Below are 19,494 nucleotides of genomic sequence, written 5' to 3' on the forward strand. Positions count from 1 at the left end.
CTACATTTTTATTCACGCGTCCCGTGAGGTAATCCTGATGGGACGTTCTGTTTTTACGTGGCGGCAAACAAGCGGGGCTCTCTATCCTTGTAAGCCATGTGGAATTTGATTTCAGATATTGCGGAGCTGTATGAATCTATCGAATGATTTATGATGTAGATTTTGTTTTGAGAATCGAATTGACTTTCTCGAGAAGCACGTCGAGAGTGAATCCTTTTGTAAGATATTCTACAGCTGCGCCAGTTTTCCATTCCCTGTCTGCTTGGGCTTCCTTGGTCATCATAATAATAGGTATATCGGCAGTTCCCGGATACTCCTTCAGCACTTCTAACATAAGGAAGCCGTTTAAATTCTTCATCACAACGTCGCTAATAATCAAATCAGGATGATGTTGTTTTGCAAGTTCAAGCCCTGCGAATCCATCTTCGGCTTCCAGTGTTTCAAAACCGCCTTTCATTCTAAGTGCAGCAGTTACGGATTTGCGCACAGACTCATCGTCGTCTACCACAAGTATTTTTTTCCCCATAAGAAATATCCTCATTAAATATTGATATAAACCTACAAAGTTTCTTTCCTAAATACAAGGTAATAAGGTTGACTTTGTTTTCCCGTCTCCTCTTTTTTCTGTATCTTACATATACTTATGGCAAAAAAGAAAACAAAAGCGAACCTTCAGAAGGTCTCTGGGTTAGAGCAGAGCAACCTTCCGAAGGTTTCCCGGAAGCCATCCGATATCATTATCCGCGGGGCAAGAGTTCATAATCTCAAGAACGTCAGCCTCACGCTGCCGCGGAATAAACTCATTGTCTTTACCGGTGTGAGCGGTTCCGGTAAATCGAGCCTCGCATTCGATACAATTTATGCCGAGGGTCAGCGGCGTTATGTGGAAAGTCTCTCATCGTACGCCCGGCAGTTTCTTGAGCGTATGGAGAAACCGGATGTCGATTTGATTCAAGGAATGAGTCCGGCGATTGCCATTGAACAAAAGACCACTTCACGCAACCCGCGCTCAACCGTCGCCACTTCTACAGAAATTTACGATTACCTTCGGCTGCTCTTTGGCCGCATCGGACAAACGTATTGCCGGGTTTGCGGTAGATTGGTAACGAGAGATACCGTGACGACGGCTGTTGATAGAATCCAGCAGGAACCGGATGGAGCAAAAGTGTACGTGATGTTCCCGATGCATGAACATGCGGGGCGCACGCTGAAGGAAGAATTAGACGTTCTCAAGCAGCGCGGTTTTTTCCGGCTTATTGTGGATGGCGAGCTGATCGATTTGAATGAGCAAGCATTTAAAACGAAATCAAAAAAGAATATTCATGTGTTAGTGGATCGCCTTATCGTACGCAAGAATGGAAAAGAAAATGTAACGCGATTGGCAGATTCCATTCAGACTGCATTTGAAGAAGGAAGCGGGTACGCGCACATGTATGTGTTGGAGCAAAAGCAACTGCTCCGTTTCTCCCAGCATTTTGAGTGTATAGAAGACGGCATACGATATGAAGACCCGGAGCCGCGACTTTTTTCATTCAATAATCCGGTCGGTGCGTGCCCCACGTGCCAGGGGTTCGGCAGAATCATTGGCATCGATATGGATCTTGTTGTACCGGATCCCAGCAAGACAATTCGGCAAGGCGCTATCCTGCCGTGGACATTTCCTCGCTGGCGGGAAAATCTTGTCGATCTGCTCCGTATTGCTAAAGAAGCAAATGTGCCGCTCGATGTTCCATTTAACGAATTGACAAAAGACCAGCTTGCAGTCGTCATGAATGGATGGAAAGGATTCGACGGCATTCATAAGTACTTTAAATACATCGAACGCAAATCATACAAACTACATTATCGTGTCTTCCTCAGCCGCTTTCGCGGATATACAACGTGCGAAGAATGCGGCGGTTCGCGGCTGCGCAAAGAAGTACTCAATGTTCGTGTCGGCGGGAAAAATATCCGCGACATTGTGCACATGACAATTGAAGAGGCGAACTTGTTTTTCCAGAACATTTCGCTCTCGAACTATGAAGAAGAAATTGCCAAACGTATTTTGGAAGAAATTCGCAAGCGGCTTCGCTTTCTCGACGGAATAGGGCTGGGCTATATCACACTGGACCGTTTGTCGATGACGCTTTCCGGCGGCGAATCGCAGCGCATCAATCTTGCCACATCGCTCGGCTCTTCGCTGATGGGATCGCTTTACGTTCTTGATGAACCGACCATCGGACTGCATCCGCGCGACAACGGGCGGCTCATCGCTCTGTTGAAATCATTGCGCGATATCGGAAATACCGTACTCGTCGTTGAGCACGATGATGAGATGATGCGCGAAGCCGATATGATTGTAGATATAGGACCACGAGCCGGTGAGCATGGCGGCGAACTTGTCTTTCAAGGAACAATGGAACAGCTTCTTCAGCACCCGTCATCTCTTACCGCGCAGTATTTGAACGGCACGCTGAAAATTCCAACACCAAAATCAAGAAGAGCGGACAATGAGCAATCGCTCTTTGTTCACCGTGCATCGGCAAATAATCTGAAAAATATTGATATCCGTATTCCGCTGAATATGTTCGTCTGTGTAACCGGAGTGAGTGGTTCCGGCAAGAGTACGCTCGTGCACGAAGTTTTATATGCCGGAATCATGAAACGGAAAGGCGGCTTTGATGGAACTGCCGGTATATGTAAAGCGATCGAAGGAATCGATTATATCAATCGTGTCGAATTGATTGATCAGTCGCCTATCGGCAGAAGTCCGCGCTCGAATCCGATCACGTACATTAAAATTTTTGATCTCATCCGCGACTTGCTTGCCCACACACCGGCGGCGAAGACCCATGGTTATGCGCCCGGACATTTTTCATTCAACGTGCCCGGCGGCAGGTGTGAGGTGTGCGAAGGCGACGGTTTGCAGCGCATCGAAATGCAGTTTCTCGCAGATATTTTTCTGCCATGCGAATCGTGCAAAGGCAAGCGTTTTAAGCAGGAGGTACTCGATGTCCGATACCGCGGTAAGAATGTGGATGATATTTTGAATATGACCGTGACAGAGGCAATGGGTTTTTTCTCTCTGGGACCGGATAGCCGGCGCATTGCAAAACGATTGAAGGTCTTGGATGATGTAGGACTGGGCTATTTACGGCTTGGCCAACCTGCAACAACGCTTTCAGGCGGCGAAGCACAGCGCATTAAACTTGCGCATCATCTTTCGACGAGTGAACAGGAAGGCAATGCGCTCTTCATTTTTGATGAGCCGACAACCGGACTTCATTTTGATGATATTGCAAAACTTCTTAAGTGCTTTGACGCACTCGTTGAGGCGGGACATTCCATTATTGTTATCGAACATAATATGGATGTCGTGAAGTGTGCCGACTTTGTCATTGATTTAGGACCTGATGCAGGCGAGCGAGGCGGAGAAATTGTTGCAACCGGTACACCGGAAGAGATTGCTCAAAATCCTCGTTCCTACACAGGTGCTTTTCTGAAAAGACACCTCTGAGAAATATTTTACCTTGTTCCCAAACTCTGTTTGGGAACAAGGAGTGATGAAGCTCCGCTTCAAAACAAAAAACGATAAATATGGGGCGCAGTCGGTACAAAATATATGATTCACAGTATCCTCATTTTCTTACAATGACGGTTGTAGATTGGTTGCCGATATTTTCCAATCGGGAGGTAACAGACATTATTCTTGATTCATTGAGATATCTACAAGAAGAGAAAAAGGCAAAACTCTACGCATATGTTATAATGGAAAATCATCTTCATTGTGTTGTTCAAAGCGATGAGTTAACGAAGGTGATACAATCATTCAAATCGTACACAGCGCGTGCCATTATTGATTACTTCACGGAACGGAAGAATGCAGGTATACTCAGGAAGTTGAGACAAAACAAATTGAGCCATAAAACAGAGAGCGAATATCAGGTTTGGCAGGAAGGGAGTCATCCTGTAGAAATAACGACAGATGAGATGATGCATCAGAAGATAGAATATATACATAACAATCCTGTTCAACGTGGGTATGTTGAAGAAGCGAGTTATTGGCGTTATTCTAATGCGCAAAATTATGAGAGTAAGCAAGGATTAGTGAACGTAGAAATGGAATGGTGAATATCGGGAAAGCAGAGCCTTCAAGTTACGCTCCCAAGCGGAGCTTGGGAGCGAGTTCTATATGCACTTAAAACATCGAACCAAATGAAAGCGTTATAAATAATCCGCCGAAGGTTCTAACAAAACCGCCATACATCACTTCAATCCCATCCGGGAATTGAGCGTAGAAGTACTTTACACTGAGACCGGTAATCGTTCCCTTTTCCATCCCAAAATATGCGCCGGCTCCAATGTAACCGCCAAGAGTATATCGCATCTTGCCGTACTTTAAGCTGGTGAAAAAATCGATTTTTCCAGGATCTGTATAATTATATGTACCATCCGGGTAGTAATATACTGTAGGATGTGCATACGGTGCAACGAACACCATCGTTGGTCCAAGTCCGGCATCAATGAATGGCCGAAAATTATCTACGATGTCATCCTTGAATAACCGGTACTCTACGCTTGCCGTAAGTGGCATCATGAGAAGCCGGTTCTTTTTTCCGGGAACGAAGCTGTTTCCGTAGTAATCATATTGTTCAAATTCAGTTTCGTCCTTTACGTCCGAGATGGCGAAGTTGAACATCAAAGAAAGCTCATCAGTCATTTCGTACCGATAAAACGTTCCGAGACCGAATCCATTGTTGGACATGAGAAGATCGAGTCCCCATGCTCTTACCATTGGTCTATAACTTTGCGGATGTATGAGATTTGGATTGGAAGGTGTAAAGACCATCGTTGTGTCTGTTATTATCGGTGATTGTGCGAAGGAGTTGGTGCAAAGAAAAAATACGAGAAAAAGGAGTAGAATCGTTCGGTATGTGTTTATGTCGTATTTCATTGGTTTCAATTTAATAACAGTTTAATTCTGTAAATAATTCCAAAGTATGTCCTGTCATCCGATCTGTGATCGGATTCTACCATAATATCTACCGAACGGCAAAGATCGCGAATTTCAAATACTTCGTTTCCGGCATTGCTGGTATGACCGGATGATCCGGTGCCGCACCTGCAAATTCCAGAAGCTGTACACGCCGTTTCGCTTTCACCGCAGCTTGTTCGATGGTGGAAAGAAATCCATCCTCTGTGATATGGTGCGAGCATGATGCCGTCACGAGAAATCCGCCTGCGTTGATCAACCGCATTGCCGTCGCGTTCATGTCTTTGTATCCGCGCAGCGCAGCTGGAATGTTCTTTTTGCTTTTTGTAAATGACGGCGGGTCGAGAATAACCATATCAAATTTCTTGTTTTTCTCGCCAAGCAATTTTATCGTTTCGGACACATCGCCAATCTCAAACTCCACAGCGGCAGAGTTCAACCGGGCATTCACTTTGGCTTTTGTGATTGCCGATTCAGAAATATCTACTCCACGAACAGATACTGCATTCGCAGATGCGGCGTGTAGGGCAAATCCGCCTTCGTTACAGAAACAATCTAGTACGGTTCCGCCAATAACATAACGATGAATTGCTTTCCGATTTTCGCGCTGATCGAGGAAGAAACCGGTCTTTTGTCCATTGAGTACATCTACTTCAAACTTCACACCATCATCGATAATTGTAATACCGGTGTTTCCCCGTAGAATTTTTTTCTCTAATGGTAATTCTTCCAGCGAGCGAATGGCCACGTCATTCCGGGCTACAATGGCTTTGGGATGGAATATCGTTTCCAGTACATCGCAAATGATATCCGTTTGCTTGTCCATTCCTGCAGAAAGGATTTGCATGGAAATGAACTCGTTATATTTGTCGATGATCAGCCCGGGCAGAAAATCACTTTCGCCATGTGCAAGCCGAAATGTCTCTGCGCCGGGGTAGAGCCTTTGACGCAGTGCAAGTGCCTGCTGAATTCTTTTCTCAAAAAAACTAAATCCAATTTCTTCCGGCTCTGATGTAAGAAAACGAAAGGCGATGAGCGAATGAGGATGATAGAAGCCGAGTCCAAGCAACTTTTGGTCATGCCGGAGCAGTTCAACAACTTCACCGATTTCCGGAGTACCGCGAAGAGATGCAATCTCATTGCTGAACACCCATTGGTGTCCGGCAGTAATTCTGTGTTCTTCGTTTTTCTTCAGTATGATTTGACTTTTCATACATTCAAATTAGAGAGTTTTTGAAGGATAAGCAAGCTTGAGTATTTGGAAGAACGTTATCCACTTTACATTCATTCAAAAGGTTATAAATTAGTACATCAACGGAGTAGAGAAAAGTAAAATGACAACACCGGTTCAGCACAAATACTTGTTTGCCGTCTTGACATGTATTCTTCTGAGTTTCATCCTTGTGAGTTGTTCAAGCAATGGCGCAAATTTTCAGGGAGAACTTTTTATCAAAGTGCTCGATGCTCCGGCAAGTTTTCAGCAAATGAATATTGTCGTGGACCGTGTTTCGATTCATCGAACCGGCACAACGGCGGATATTGGGTGGACGGTCGCAACTACCAACTCATCGGGATCATTCGATTTGCTCAATCTGCGAAACGGCAGGAATCTTCAATTGGCGCTGAACAAAGTCCCCGTTGGCACCTATGATCAAATCAAAATTAATTTTGGCCCATGTACGATAATACAAAACGGACCGGAACAGTTGCTCAATGTGGATCCAACAATCCAGTCCGGCAATTCCATTGCCTATGGCTTTCAAATTATTGAAGGACAGCAACTACAATTGACATTTGATTTTGATGCAAGTCGTTCAGTGTATAAAAACGGCGAGCTCTATTTTTTTAAGCCAATTATCCGTGTGCAGAACACAGTGCTTTCCGGTTCGATTCTGGGCTCTGTTGTGAGACCTGATACACTTCCCAATGTATCGTCTGTACGCACTTACACCGGTGTGGATTCGGTGTCAACTTTAACCGATCCCAACGGTTCATTTCAAATCTCGGATATACCGGAAAACACGTATACTGTCACCATTCAATCAGGCGATCCGAAGTTGAACGATACTACTATCGCCAACGTCATCGTCATTCGGAAACAAGCTACAAATATCGGAGCGATTACCCTGCGCACAAAATAATGTGTTTGTGCAAATACTGAAGATTTCTCACCCACCCGTTAGTTCTGCGCGAAGTTCAAGCGTAATTTCTTGCGCTCATCAAATGATACGAACGAAGCGTTCAGTGTTCCGCTTGATGCCTTTTGTGTTTATATTGATACGAGGTATCGCGATCATCGCTTTTTATTCGGTATCGTTGTGATGTGATGATGACGAACAATCATGAATGGCTGCAATAAGGAATAATCTGTGAAACATTTGAAATGCATTGTATTCGATATGGATGGTACATTAACACAAACGAATCAGCTCATTTATGACTCGTTTAATTACATTGCGCAAAAATATGCGGGGAGAACATACAGCATTCCTGAAATAACAGCAATGTTCGGTCCGCCGGAAGAAGGAGCGCTGCTTTCCATCGTTCGTGCAGACCAAATTGATATCGTGATGAAAGATTACCTCTCGTTCTATCGTACAAACCACAATCGGTTAGCACGGATTTATCCCGGAATAGAAAATATTCTCTGTTCCATAAAAGAACACGGTAAAATACTGGCTCTCTTCACGGGCAAGGGAACGTATACCGCAACGATTACATTGCAGGAATTCCGTATTGATAAATATTTCGATTATATGGTAACAGGAAATGATGTTGTCAAGCACAAGCCATCATCAGAAGGGTTATTGAAAATTATGGAACACTTTACGCTTCAGCCGGAAGAACTGCTGATGGTAGGGGATGCTGTTTCCGATGTGAAGGCGGCACGCGAAGCCGGCGTCAAGATAGCCGCTGTCGTATGGGATTCGTATGCGAAAGAAAAAGTGCTGCAAATGAAAACAGATTTTGTGTTTAATAATACAAAAGAATTTCAACACTGGCTGGATGGACAGTTCAAGTAAAACTATGAGACACTCTATGCGGACATTTGTTCTCCTCATCTTTACGGTCGTTGCGTCGTGCTCCGCGCAGACGATTTATTCTGATCATATTAAAAGCATGCGCATCAACGGTACAGCAAAGGCAAATTTTCCGATTGTTTTGTTGGATTCACATCCGGTGACGATTTCGTTTGACGTTGATGAGACGACACTTGAAAACTATCGGGTGAAGATATTCCATTGCGATAAGGATTGGAATATCACGCAGTCGTCGTTCATCAATGATGAGTTTAGGAATTATTCCACAAGCCAGATTCCATTTGAGATAGTTCCCAGCGGAGTAAGAAATTACGAAAGAACATATTCATTTCTTATACCGGGAATAAAAGGATTAGAACATTTGCCGCAATCAGGCAATTACAAAGTCGAAATATGGGATGAAAATAAGAATGAATTACAAGCTGATGGAAAAATTTTTGCCGTAGAAAATATTGAAGATTCAGTCTTGATGATTTTTAATCGTTACCTGCAGTCGGAGATTTCACCGCAGAATCAGGTGAATAAAGCAGTTCTATTCTTTACGCTTCCACCGCCGCGTATGGATGATGCAAGCCCGTTGTATGCGAATTTTGTTAAGACGGTCGATATTTATCGCAACCGGGAAATAGAAACACCGCACCGGATTGATGCTGACAACAGAAATTCGAACACGTTCATTGATGGTTTGGGAACGAACACTCTGAAGTTTGTGATCGACAATCTTCAGCCTGGCAATGAATATCGCCGCATAGACCTTCGTGATGCCGATCTTTTTCCGCCTTATGAAATTTTACGCCTGCGCGATGGCGCAGACATGGGTCGATGGCAATGGCAAGGTGCAGAGGATCAGAATGGAACGTCCACACTGAGCACTGGAAATCGCTACGCAGATTACGTACAGTTTCAATTTGAATTGGGACGGCCCGAAGAAAATTCGAATGACAAGATTTATGTCGTTGGAGATTTTAATGGTTGGAAGGTGGATGAAAAGTGGCGGCTGCAGTACGATGATGCAATAAAACATTACAAGCTTCTTACATGGATTCGCCGCGGAGCGTACGATTACCAGTATGTGATCAACGAGAATGATTGGATGACACTTGAAGGCAACGATTGGCGAACGGTGAACGTGTACACAGCGCTGCTTTATTACCACGATGTACGGTTTGGCGGCTTCGATAGAATTCTTCTTGCCGCTCAAGCAAAAAGTTCGGGCGGACAGAATGCGAACTCACGATAAAAGCTACAAGGTGATTTTCGCATTATTCATTCTCACAATGCTTCAATATTAGCGACAAAAATATTCTTTCATAAAAATAAAGCGAAGGATTTTTACATTTATTTCGACTAATAAGTGATGTTGCACAAAGAAGAAAAGAACAGCTGTCATTCCCTCACGTTTTTAGAGGAATCCAGAAAAATGGATGCCCGATTAAAACATTCGGGCATGACAACTTTATTAGGCGCTATTTCTACCTTGCGTAACATTAACTAATAAATAGAAAATATTAATGAAAAGCTGTTAGAATGAATGTAAAAGAAAGGATTCTTATTTATGACGCATTAAATGGCGAAAAAAGTGCTTATGAAAATTTATATAAAGAATTTGCGGATTTATTATATGTGTACATATTGCATTTTATTAAAGGACATCGGGAAGATGCCAAAGATATTTGGCAGGAAACTTTCATTATTGCTTTTGAAAACCTTCATAAATTCAAAGGGAATAGCAGCTTCTTTACATGGTTATGTGGAATAGCCAAACATAAAGCCTCCGATTACTTGCGAAGCAAAATTAAAGGTGAAAAGTATAACAAGGACATACTATCTCAAAATTCCGAATATGAAGTTATACCTGAAAATCAATCAGATGAAAATTCTACAGAACTTATAGTTGTCAAAACACTTGCCCAAATTAATAAAGAATATAGAATGCTGTTAATTTCAAAGTATATTGAAGAAAAAAGTATTACAGAAATTTCAGTCACAATAAACAAAACATATAAAGCTACCGAATCACTTCTCAGTCGAGCAAGACTTGCTTTTATAAAAACTTATACAAGTAATAAGAATAAAAATGGATAATTCTCTTGAACACAATGTCGAAACTCTTATTAAAGGTAGTTTTGGCAAGAATTTATGGCTTGATGAAAATGATAAAGAAAAAACATCGTCTTTATTGCTAAAGCGTATTTCTGATAAAAAACAAACACATGACAATCAACAAATTGTATTGGTACTATTAACAGTACTGTGTTTTTTTCCAACGGTTATGATTCTCATAGGAAATTATCATTCAACTCTACCTGAATTATTTGTAAAAATATTCCAATGCGGTATTTTGATGAGCATTCTTTTTATACCTATTTCAAGTGTTATATTAATTTTTAATTTAAAGGAAGCGATATGAAAAACAATATCATAAAATCACTGCCTTGGATAGCTCTGATTTCCGGATTATCAGCTATACTGATTTTTGTATTAAGTATTTTTTTCTACAACCATAAAAATACTGAAAACACTGAAAATCGGCTTAAAAGTCAAAACCTTCTTAACGGTTTTCAGAATTTGAATGCATCAGATATATCGGGCGATTTATTTAAATCCCGTTTAAACGATCTGCTTAAGAATCCCGAGATTTCTACAGTTTGGTTTATATCCAATAACGGAACGTTTATTTATGCTAATGGATTCCTTGCTGCATCTACTCCGCTTAATAGAAATGTGTCGGAACTTGCAACCAGTGAAACTAAAGAAATTGTTCATTCAATAAGTGACAACCTCTCAGAAGAACAAAAGTTATTATTATTATCGGCTTCAGCTATTCAAAGGGAAGGAGAGCATAATGATATTGTTAACCATCTTTTAGTCCCAATAAAAAATAACAATAGCGGTTTGGCAGGTTTTATAGGTCTATCATATAATATTGAAAACAAGGATAATGTATGGGGAAAAAGTATCCTAATAATTGGCATTTTATTCTTTTTCAGTTTTATTATTTACTGGATATCATTACCTGTTTGGGTCTACTTTGATTCCCGACAAAAAGAAGAAAAATATGTTTTATGGACATTGTTTGTATTGATTGGCAACTTACCAGCCTATATAGCATATCTTCTTATTAGGAAGTAATATTTAAAACAAAAAAAGAAAAAAGTATGGCGGTGTATTATCAACCGGTGTAAAAGAATTGAAGGATACAAAAATGAATCCATTACGTGTTGGTGTTATTGGCGTTGGACACCTTGGCAGTCTTCATGCAAAAATGTATGCGGAGATTTCTTCGGTAAAGTTGGTCGGCGTATATGATCTTGACTCGCAGCGAGCTGAAAAGTTAGCGGCGGAGTTTGGAATCAAAGCATTTTCGACTCTCGATAATCTGTTGTCTCAAGTCGAAGCGGTCAGCATTGCCACGGTGACGCAATCGCATTATGATGTGGCGATGCAAGTGATCAAGCGCGGTGTGCATCTCCTCATCGAGAAACCAATTACTGCCACTATTGAACAGGCAAAAGCGCTGACCGAACGGGCGGAGATAAACGGGTTGAAATTGCAAGTCGGACATATTGAACGGTTCAATCCGGCTATTCTTGCCCTGGAACCATATAATATTACGCCTTTGTTTATTGAATCACACCGGCTGGCGCAATTTAACCCGCGAGGATCGGATGTGGCGGTTGTGCTCGACTTGATGATTCATGATATTGATTTGATTTTGAGCCTGGTGAAATCGAAAGTGTCGCGCATTGATGCCAACGGTATTGCTGTCATCTCGGATACACCCGATATTGCCAACGCGCGTCTGCAATTCGAAAATGGCTGTGTTGCGAATGTAACAGCAAGCCGCATCTCGCAAAATAAAATGCGCAAGATGCGCCTGTTTCAACGAGACGCATACATATCCATCGATTTTGCGCAAGGATTGGCAGAAGTATTTCGTTTGGTTGATGAGCAGACACCTAACGTAAAATCGACGATGATGCTTGGCAAGATTGATCAAGGCCAGCACAAACGGATCATTATATATGAGCAGCCAGAAGTACAGGAAGTGAATGCCTTGAAGTATGAACTTGAGCGCTTTATCGAGTCTGTGCAAAAGAATAGTGAAACGCCGGTTACCGGCCGCGATGGTTTGCATGCACTGGAAGTGGCGCAGGAAATTTTACAGAAGATCGAATCGCAGAAAATTACAACCGCATAGATATGATAACAAAGTGTATTGATATTCAGGATGAGATTCTGAAACGCGTCGGTGTTATTGCCGACCGTGAGGGTATTGCAGCGTACGTTGTTGGCGGCTATGTGCGTGATATCCTGCTTGGCAGGGAAGGTAAAGATACGGACATCGTTGTTATCGGCAGCGGTGTGGAGTTTGCAAAAATTGTTGCGAAAGATTTTGGCAGAACAAATCTTATTCTCTTTGAAAACTTTGGGACAGCAATGTTGCCGCTGGATGACAGGAAATTGGAATTTGTCGGTGCACGAAAAGAAAGTTATCGGAAAGATTCCCGGAACCCGCATGTCGAAGCCGGCACGCTGAACGAAGATTTGTCACGGCGTGATTTTACCGTGAATGCAATGGCCGCAAGTCTCAATGAAAAAACCTTCGGCGAAATTATCGACCCGTTTAATTGTGAAGGTGATCTGCAGGAAAAGATTCTGCGCACACCGCTCGACCCGGAAGTTACATTCGACGATGATCCGCTCCGCATTATGCGCGCGATGCGTTTTGCCTCACAGCTTGGATTTACCATTGAGCCGAATGTGCTGAACGCTGCACAGAAAATGGCTGGGCGGCTGGCGATTGTTTCTCAGGAGCGCATCTCGGATGAATTCTTGAAAATCATGTCAAGTTCCGCTCCGTCCATCGGACTTCAATTGATGTACGACTCAGGTGTTCTGCAGGTTGTTTTTCCAGAAGTTGCACAGATGGCAGGCGTGGATCAATTAAAAGAGTATCATCACAAAGATGTTTTCAAACATACGCTGCAGGTTGTGGATAAAGTTGCAGCAGCATCGGATAATCTTTGGCTGCGCATGGCGGCGCTTCTGCACGATATAGGCAAACCGAAAACGAAAGCATTCAAACCGGAAATTGGCTGGACATTTCATGGACACGAAGATCTCGGCGCACGAATGGCAAAGCGCATCTTCCGCCGGATGCGATTTCCGCTGGAGAACCTTCCATACATAGAAAAACTAATTCGCCTTCACCTCCGTCCACAGGCATTAGTTGATGATGGCGTGACAGATTCCGCTGTTCGCCGATTGATGTTTGAAACCGGCAACGATATTGATGACCTTATGGTATTATGTCGGGCTGATATTACTTCAAAGAATCAAAAACTTGTAGAGCACGTAAAACGAAACTACGAGCTTGTTATCACCAAGATGGTAGAAGTAGAAGAAAAAGATCGTATCAGAAATTGGCAGCCGCCGTTGCGTGGCGAAGAAATAATGTCGGTGTGCGGACTTACCGAAGGCCCGATGGTGGGTGTGTTAAAGGACAAAATCACCGATGCCATTCTCGATGGTGCTATTCCGAACGAACACGATGCCGCTTTACAATACCTTCTTTCAATCAAAAATGAAGTGATGAATCGGCCGCCTATGAAGAAGAGACGTTATCCTGAAAAATGAAACATATATTTAATTTTAAGCGTCCAAACTGCCATGTAGTATTGAAGTTTTATATATTTGATGCAACTTTACTGTAAATTAACCGTTTATAAGATGTAGTTTTTGATTTCCTGCCAATTTTAGAAACATTGGAGAAGTATCAATGAAAAAAATAATGGCTTTAATCGTATTAACAGCTTCACTTTGTGGCGCACAAACGCAATCCGGAATTACGAAGACGCTTACATTAAACGATGCTATTACCGTTTCGCTCCAGCGCAATTTGAATATACAACAGGCGGCAAACGGTATCGATGCTGCACGAAGTGGAGTCCTGGCTGCATATGGTTCTTACATGCCGACTCTGTCCGCATCGTCAAGCTGGTCGCGTAATCAACGCGAGTCACCTTCCGGATTGATATACAATTCGGCGACAGGAACATATCTTGCGGCAGGAGGATCAGATCTGACGACATCGTACTCTGCCGGACTCAGTTTGAATTATACACTCTTTGACGGGCTTTCGCGGGAATCGAATTTTAGTAAGGCAACATCTGCAAAAGCGATTGCAGAACAGCAGTTCACAAGAACGAAGCAATCAATCATTTTTCAGGTTCAAGCCAGTTATCTAACAGTCCTGCGTAATGAGCAGCTTGTAAAAGTTAGCGAAGAAAATCTGAAACGAGACCAAAAGCAGTTGGAACGGATTATGGAATCCAGTCGTGTTGGTGCTCTCTCGATCAGTGATGTGTATCGTCAACAATCGGCTGTAGCATTTGACGAAGTAAATCTCATCAATGCGCAGAACACGTACGATAAATCGAAGGCGGATTTAGTATCACTTATTGGCCTTGACGTCATGGAAGAATATGCGATTGCCGATCCGGCGATTTCTCCTGACATCGACTCCACTGAACTTGCAACAACAACCCAATCCCTTGGCGGTTTTGGCGATATGCGAAAGCGTGCGCTTGTTTCACGTCCGGACTACCAAAACGCAATTGAAAATATGAAGACTGCCGGTTATAGCGTAACAAAAGCATGGGGCAATTACCTTCCAAGTGCTCGAGCATTTGCAGGATATGGTCTTTCTTCTTCAGAATTGTCGAGTTTATCGGAAAACAAAAATATTAATTGGGGTATCAGCTTAGGTTGGACGTTATTCGACGGTTTCTCCACCAATCAAGGTATTCAGATTGCAAAGGTACAGGAACGCAATGCAGAGTTGTCGCTTTATCAAACGGAACGTGACGTCAGTGTCGATGTAAAGAAGGCATTACTCGATCTCGAAGCTGCACGGAGACAATACGACGCGAGTGCGAAGAGTGTAACTTCTGCCACGCAGGATCGTAAAGTAGCAGAAGAGAAGTACAATCTCGGTTCTGGTACAATTCTCGATCTTCAAATAGCAAATGCAAATCTTGTGAACGCGCAAGTGACAAAAATAAATTCAACGTACGGTTATATCACTGCAAAACGCAATTTGGAATATGTCATCGGTGAACGTAATTACTAAAGAAGATCGTCGACAATATTTTTAAAAGTTCATACTACTCAGGAGTAAGCAATGGCAAATGGTAATGGGAAAAAGAAAAAGAAAAAGATAATCATCTTTTCGATTATCGGAGTGGTGATCATTGTTCTTGGCGTGCTCGTGTTCCTTGGCAGCAGGCGCGAGACTATCATAACCGTTCAGACGGAAAAAGTTCAGCGGAGAACGATCACGCAGATCGTCTCAGCGACAGGAAAGATACAACCGGAAACACAAGTGAAGATTAATGCAGAGGTGAGCGGCGAAATTATCGCATTGCCCGTTCGCGAGGGTCAACGCGTCGCAAAAGGACAATTGCTTGTCCGCATAAAACCGGATGCATACCAAGCTCAATTAGAAAATGCAGAAGCGTCTTTAGCAATGGCAGATGCCGGCCTTCGCAGAGCCGAGGCAGATTACAACCGTGCAAAAGAACTTATTGTGAAAAAGCTTATTTCTGATTCTGATATGGACATTGCAAAAGCGAGTTACCTGAGCGCAAAAGCGGGATATGATCAAGCGAATGCGATCCTAAAACAAAATCGTGAACAGTTTTCAAAGACCACAATTTATTCGCCGATGGCCGGTGTTGTGAGCCAATTGATATCTGAACTTGGGGAGCGCGTCAGCGGAAGCACGTTTACGCAGGGCACAGAAATTATGACGATAGCCGATCTTACTTCTATGGAAGCACGTGTCGATGTCGGTGAGAATGATGTTGTGATGGTGCAAAAAGGTGATACGGCGCGGATCGAAGTCGATTCGTATCAAGATCGTAAATTTACCGGCATCGTGACGCAGATTGCTAATACCGCAAAATCGACAGGCATTGGAACGCAAGACGCGGTGACGAATTTTGAAGTACGTATTCGTATCAATACTCCTGAAGGTATCCAATTCCGGCCGGGGATGTCGATGGCGGCAGATATTGAAACGGAAACTCATGCTAACGTTCTCACCGTGCCCATCCAGTCTGTGACAGTACGTGCACCGAAAACGGAAAAGAAAGAAGAACCGAAAGAAGGAGAAGCGCAATTAGTCGCTGGTAAAAAGAAGGAAGAAGATAAACTTGAAGAAGTGGTGTTTGTTGTGAACAATGGTGCTGTGAAGACGTTACCTGTGAAACGCGGCATCAGTAATGATACGTATGTGGAAGTGAAGGCAGATGGCCTTGAGGGGAAAGAAGTGGTGATAGGATCGTTCAAGGCGATCAATCGTGATCTGGAAGTTGATTCGAAAGTGAAAGTGGACAATAAGTCCTCGAAAAAAACCGGAGCAAGTGCTGACACAGAGAAGAAGTAAGAAGACAGAGAAAGAAACGATAAGAATGCAAAAGCTCCTGCGAATATTTGGATTTATTGCTGCGACAGTACTGTTGATACAAACACACTTGCCGGCACAGTCAATTGAAGAAGGTGTTGCGCTTGTCCAACAAAAGAAATATGCAGAAGCGAAAGCAGTGTTTGAACAAATTCTTGATAAAAACAAGAACGACGCTGAAGCGCATTATCGTCTTGGCTCAGTATTACTGAATCGCGGATTTAAAGATCGGGATGTTGATGAAGCAGTTGATCAGCTTGAAGAAGCAGTCGATCTCAATCCCAATAATGCCGACTATCAATTCAGGTATGGAGCTGCTCTTGGTGAAAAGACTCAAAATGCAGGAATGATTAAACAAGCATTTCTTGCACCCAAAGTAAAAAACGCGTTTAAGCGAGCGGTGGAGCTCAATCCCAAACTTGTACCGGCGCGTATTGGTTTAGCGCAATATTATCTCATGGCTCCTTCGATTATGGGCGGTGACGAAGATCAGGGTTGGCGCGAGCTGGATGAAATTGTAAAACAAGATGAACTACAGGGTCGATTGATGAAAGCTCGTTTTTACGAGCGCAATAAGAAACCTGCAGAAGCAGAAAAAGAATGGAAAACGCTTACGTCATCACAATCAAAGGAATGGAGAGTTTGGAAGGAATATGGATACTTCCATATGCGTACCAAACATCCAGCGGAAGCGGTGAATTGTTTTCAAAAATACGTTGAGCTTCGACCTGATACAGCAGATTCTTATGAGAGTCTCGCCGAAGCGTTACTTGAGAATGGCAAACCAGATCAGGCGATTGTCCATCTCCGTAAATCGCTCGAACTAGATAAGAATTTTACCGCTTCTCACTACTATCTTGGCGAAGCGTATCAAGCGAAAGGGCAGAAGAAGGAAGCAAAAGAAATGTACCATTTTGTACTTGATGACAAATCCAACGATTCATTTCGCAAAATGGCTGAGAAGAAACTAAAAGAAGTAGAGTAATAAAAAGGAAGCCGGAATGTCAACTATTATTCAACTCACAAACATCACAAAATTCTATCAAGTAGGCGAAGAAAAAGTTCATGCCTTAGATGGTGTTTCCATCCAGATTCAGAAAAATGAATATGTGGCAATTATGGGCCCGTCTGGTTCCGGCAAATCAACATTGATGAATATTATTGGCTGTCTTGATACGCCTACGTCTGGTTTGTATGAATTGAACAACATAAACGTCAGCGATATGAACGACAATCAGCTTGCCAAGATTCGGAATAAAGAAATCGGATTTGTATTCCAGACGTTTAACTTGCTTGCCAGATCGGATGTCCTCCACAATGTTGAACTTCCGCTCATTTATGGCGGCATTGGATCGATGGAGCGGAAGAAATTAGCACGCGCGGCAATAGAACGTGTGGGTTTAACGGATCGAATCCATCACAAACCCAATGAACTTTCCGGCGGACAACGCCAGCGTGTATCCATAGCGCGTGCTCTTGTGACGCAACCGTCTATCTTGCTTGCAGATGAACCGACCGGAAACCTTGATACAAAAACCGGCGACGAAATTATGATGCTCTTCGATATACTGCATAAGGAAGGCAATACAATCATTCTCGTGACTCATGAAGAGGATATTGCGTTGCATGCACATCGCCGGATTCGTCTCCGTGATGGTAAAATGGAAGTGGATGAACCAATCAAGAATCGCAAAGTCATAACTCGACCGGCAACGGTCATGGCATAAAATGAAATTTATATTTGATGAATTCAAAGAAGGAATGGCGATTGCCTTTGCCGCCATCCGTGCCAACAAGATGCGCTCGGTGTTGACGACACTTGGCATCGTGATCGGCATTGTTTCTGTCACCCTCATGGGAACTGCGATTGAGGGACTGGACCGCGCCTTTAATAAGAGCATTGCGACTCTCGGTTCTGATGTGTTGTATATACAGAAATGGTCATGGGCCGATCATGGAGATGATTGGTGGATCATTAAAAATCGGCGAAATGTTCGCATACAGCAGGCAAAGGATGTTGAAAAGTATTCAGAATATGCAGCAGCGGTGAATCCTGCAACGGGAGCAATGCGGAATGTCAAATATGGACAAAAACTTATAGAGAACGTCGTTGTTGTTGGTACTGGCGCTTACTTGCTTGAGACAAGTGGATCCACTATAGCCTTTGGTAGATTTTTTACCCCCATAGAAGCAGATGGAGGACGACCGGTGTGCGCTATTGGTTCTGAAGTAGCCGCAAATCTATTTCCTAATGAAAATCCTATTGGGAAAATCATTAAAATCGGTGGGTATGCATACCATGTATTAGGTGTGTTCGATAAACAAGGGAGTTTTCTTGGATTGCAAAGTCTTGATAATAGGGTCTATGTCCCGATCAATCGGTTCTTTCAAGAATTTATGTCACATCGAAGTGATCTTCAGATTATGGTGAAAGCAAAATCGGTGGAAGATTTGGAGAACACGAAAGAAGAAGTCCGTGGTATTTTACGTAGATCGCGCGGTCTTCAACCGAAGGAGCCGGATGATTTTGCAATCAACCAGCAGGAGACGTTAATCCAGACGTTTAATACAATCGGCGGTGTTATCGCGGCTGTAGGTTTATTTATAACAGGAATGTCGCTCTTCGTCGGTGGTATTGGAATCATGAATATCATGTTTGTATCGGTTACAGAGCGCACGAGAGAAATTGGAATCCGCAAAGCAATCGGAGCGCCCCGGCGAACCATCCTTTTACAGTTCTTGATGGAATCTGCTGCATTATGTCTCATCGGCGGTATCATCGGAATTGTTATCGCCTTTCCGATCAGTTTGATCATTGATACTTTTCTTCCAACAGCTATGCCCTTAAGTGTAGTATTCATTGCCCTGCTCGTTTCGATTATTGTTGGAGTTGTATCCGGATTTTTACCGGCGTACCGTGCTTCGCGTCTCGATCCAGTTGACGCACTGAGATATGAATAGAGGAAACTTTTTCCTTTAAACTTTTAACTTGATTCATGGAATTCTCTGAA

18 protein-coding genes are annotated in these 19,494 nt (G+C 43.0%); 15 read left to right on the forward strand and 3 right to left on the reverse strand.

Annotated features, from left to right (window positions below):
* Positions 1 to 148 precede the first annotated feature (148 nt).
* Complete coding sequence (locus NTX44_01070; GenBank protein ID MCX6120197.1) at positions 149 to 526, reverse strand: response regulator; 378 nt, start codon at positions 524 to 526, stop codon at positions 149 to 151.
* Between the two features lie 117 nt (positions 527 to 643).
* On the opposite strand from NTX44_01070, the gene uvrA reads away from it, so the two are divergent.
* On the forward strand, positions 644 to 3,496 hold the full coding sequence (gene uvrA, locus NTX44_01075) for an excinuclease ABC subunit UvrA (protein MCX6120198.1): 2,853 nt from the start codon (positions 644 to 646) through the stop codon (positions 3,494 to 3,496).
* 80 nt (positions 3,497 to 3,576) lie between these two features.
* Positions 3,577 to 4,110 (forward strand): transposase, encoded by a 534-nt coding sequence (locus NTX44_01080; GenBank protein ID MCX6120199.1) that lies wholly within the window; start codon positions 3,577 to 3,579, stop codon positions 4,108 to 4,110.
* Positions 4,111 to 4,177: 67 nt separating this feature from the next.
* Here the strand turns inward: NTX44_01080 and NTX44_01085 are convergent, their stop codons facing one another.
* Both NTX44_01085 and NTX44_01090 read right to left on the reverse strand, forming a co-directional pair.
* A complete protein-coding gene (locus NTX44_01085) occupies positions 4,178 to 4,933 on the reverse strand; it encodes a hypothetical protein (GenBank protein ID MCX6120200.1) in 756 nt (251 codons plus the stop codon).
* A gap of 88 nt (positions 4,934 to 5,021) precedes the next feature.
* Positions 5,022 to 6,185, reverse strand: coding sequence for a class I SAM-dependent rRNA methyltransferase (locus NTX44_01090; GenBank protein MCX6120201.1), 1,164 nt, complete (start codon positions 6,183 to 6,185; stop codon positions 5,022 to 5,024).
* A gap of 121 nt (positions 6,186 to 6,306) precedes the next feature.
* Between NTX44_01090 and NTX44_01095 the strand changes: the two genes are divergently transcribed.
* From NTX44_01095 to NTX44_01155, 13 genes are all read left to right on the forward strand, one after another.
* A complete protein-coding gene (locus NTX44_01095; protein ID MCX6120202.1) occupies positions 6,307 to 7,113 on the forward strand; it encodes a DUF4382 domain-containing protein in 807 nt (268 codons plus the stop codon).
* A 228-nt stretch (positions 7,114 to 7,341) separates the two neighbouring features.
* Positions 7,342 to 7,995: an HAD-IA family hydrolase gene (locus NTX44_01100; GenBank protein MCX6120203.1), complete on the forward strand. Its 654-nt coding sequence runs from the start codon at positions 7,342 to 7,344 to the stop codon at positions 7,993 to 7,995.
* Positions 7,996 to 8,011: 16 nt separating this feature from the next.
* On the forward strand, positions 8,012 to 9,253 hold the full coding sequence (locus NTX44_01105; GenBank protein ID MCX6120204.1) for a DUF5103 domain-containing protein: 1,242 nt from the start codon (positions 8,012 to 8,014) through the stop codon (positions 9,251 to 9,253).
* A gap of 287 nt (positions 9,254 to 9,540) precedes the next feature.
* A complete protein-coding gene (locus NTX44_01110) occupies positions 9,541 to 10,098 on the forward strand; it encodes a sigma-70 family RNA polymerase sigma factor (protein ID MCX6120205.1) in 558 nt (185 codons plus the stop codon).
* Positions 10,091 to 10,423, forward strand: coding sequence for a hypothetical protein (locus NTX44_01115; protein MCX6120206.1), 333 nt, complete (start codon positions 10,091 to 10,093; stop codon positions 10,421 to 10,423). Before NTX44_01110 ends, NTX44_01115 begins: the two co-directional genes overlap by 8 nt.
* The gene (locus NTX44_01120) at positions 10,420 to 11,145 is read left to right on the forward strand and encodes a hypothetical protein (GenBank protein ID MCX6120207.1); all 726 of its coding nucleotides are present in this window, start codon (positions 10,420 to 10,422) and stop codon (positions 11,143 to 11,145) included. The genes NTX44_01115 and NTX44_01120 overlap by 4 nt, the downstream gene beginning before the upstream one ends.
* 73 nt (positions 11,146 to 11,218) lie before the next feature.
* Entirely contained in the window at positions 11,219 to 12,214 is a 996-nt protein-coding gene (locus NTX44_01125; GenBank protein MCX6120208.1) for a Gfo/Idh/MocA family oxidoreductase, read from the forward strand.
* A 2-nt stretch (positions 12,215 to 12,216) separates the two neighbouring features.
* Complete coding sequence (locus tag NTX44_01130) at positions 12,217 to 13,653, forward strand: HD domain-containing protein (protein MCX6120209.1); 1,437 nt, start codon at positions 12,217 to 12,219, stop codon at positions 13,651 to 13,653.
* A 142-nt stretch (positions 13,654 to 13,795) separates the two neighbouring features.
* Positions 13,796 to 15,148 (forward strand): TolC family protein, encoded by a 1,353-nt coding sequence (locus NTX44_01135; protein MCX6120210.1) that lies wholly within the window; start codon positions 13,796 to 13,798, stop codon positions 15,146 to 15,148.
* 51 nt (positions 15,149 to 15,199) lie between these two features.
* The gene (locus tag NTX44_01140; GenBank protein ID MCX6120211.1) at positions 15,200 to 16,465 is read left to right on the forward strand and encodes an efflux RND transporter periplasmic adaptor subunit; all 1,266 of its coding nucleotides are present in this window, start codon (positions 15,200 to 15,202) and stop codon (positions 16,463 to 16,465) included.
* 25 nt (positions 16,466 to 16,490) lie between these two features.
* Positions 16,491 to 17,468: a tetratricopeptide repeat protein gene (locus NTX44_01145; protein ID MCX6120212.1), complete on the forward strand. Its 978-nt coding sequence runs from the start codon at positions 16,491 to 16,493 to the stop codon at positions 17,466 to 17,468.
* Positions 17,469 to 17,484: 16 nt separating this feature from the next.
* Positions 17,485 to 18,210 carry an ABC transporter ATP-binding protein gene (locus NTX44_01150; GenBank protein ID MCX6120213.1) on the forward strand — a complete coding sequence of 242 codons (726 nt, stop codon included), beginning with the start codon at positions 17,485 to 17,487 and terminating at the stop codon, positions 18,208 to 18,210.
* Between the two features lies 1 nt (position 18,211).
* Positions 18,212 to 19,444, forward strand: a complete 1,233-nt coding sequence (locus NTX44_01155; protein ID MCX6120214.1) for an ABC transporter permease — start codon at positions 18,212 to 18,214, stop codon at positions 19,442 to 19,444.
* Positions 19,445 to 19,494: the final 50 nt, after the last annotated feature.

The sequence above is a fragment of the Ignavibacteriales bacterium genome (genome assembly GCA_026390575.1).
Lineage (GTDB): Bacteria > Bacteroidota > Ignavibacteria > UBA10030 > UBA10030 > Fen-1298.

Bases quoted from the DNA above. Each gene is read 5' to 3' on its own strand.
- NTX44_01070 (MCX6120197.1), bottom strand. From the start codon at position 526: ATGGGGAAAAAAATACTTGTGGTAGACGACGATGAGTCTGTGCGCAAA.
- uvrA (MCX6120198.1), top strand. From the start codon at position 644: ATGGCAAAAAAGAAAACAAAAGCGAACCTTCAGAAGGTCTCTGGGTTA.
- NTX44_01080 (MCX6120199.1), top strand. From the start codon at position 3,577: ATGGGGCGCAGTCGGTACAAAATATATGATTCACAGTATCCTCATTTT.
- NTX44_01085 (MCX6120200.1), bottom strand. From the start codon at position 4,933: ATGAAATACGACATAAACACATACCGAACGATTCTACTCCTTTTTCTC.
- NTX44_01090 (MCX6120201.1), bottom strand. From the start codon at position 6,185: ATGAAAAGTCAAATCATACTGAAGAAAAACGAAGAACACAGAATTACT.
- NTX44_01095 (MCX6120202.1), top strand. From the start codon at position 6,307: ATGACAACACCGGTTCAGCACAAATACTTGTTTGCCGTCTTGACATGT.
- NTX44_01105 (MCX6120204.1), top strand. From the start codon at position 8,012: ATGCGGACATTTGTTCTCCTCATCTTTACGGTCGTTGCGTCGTGCTCC.
- NTX44_01110 (MCX6120205.1), top strand. From the start codon at position 9,541: ATGAATGTAAAAGAAAGGATTCTTATTTATGACGCATTAAATGGCGAA.
- NTX44_01115 (MCX6120206.1), top strand. From the start codon at position 10,091: ATGGATAATTCTCTTGAACACAATGTCGAAACTCTTATTAAAGGTAGT.
- NTX44_01120 (MCX6120207.1), top strand. From the start codon at position 10,420: ATGAAAAACAATATCATAAAATCACTGCCTTGGATAGCTCTGATTTCC.
- NTX44_01125 (MCX6120208.1), top strand. From the start codon at position 11,219: ATGAATCCATTACGTGTTGGTGTTATTGGCGTTGGACACCTTGGCAGT.
- NTX44_01130 (MCX6120209.1), top strand. From the start codon at position 12,217: ATGATAACAAAGTGTATTGATATTCAGGATGAGATTCTGAAACGCGTC.
- NTX44_01135 (MCX6120210.1), top strand. From the start codon at position 13,796: ATGAAAAAAATAATGGCTTTAATCGTATTAACAGCTTCACTTTGTGGC.
- NTX44_01140 (MCX6120211.1), top strand. From the start codon at position 15,200: ATGGCAAATGGTAATGGGAAAAAGAAAAAGAAAAAGATAATCATCTTT.
- NTX44_01145 (MCX6120212.1), top strand. From the start codon at position 16,491: ATGCAAAAGCTCCTGCGAATATTTGGATTTATTGCTGCGACAGTACTG.
- NTX44_01150 (MCX6120213.1), top strand. From the start codon at position 17,485: ATGTCAACTATTATTCAACTCACAAACATCACAAAATTCTATCAAGTA.
- NTX44_01155 (MCX6120214.1), top strand. From the start codon at position 18,212: ATGAAATTTATATTTGATGAATTCAAAGAAGGAATGGCGATTGCCTTT.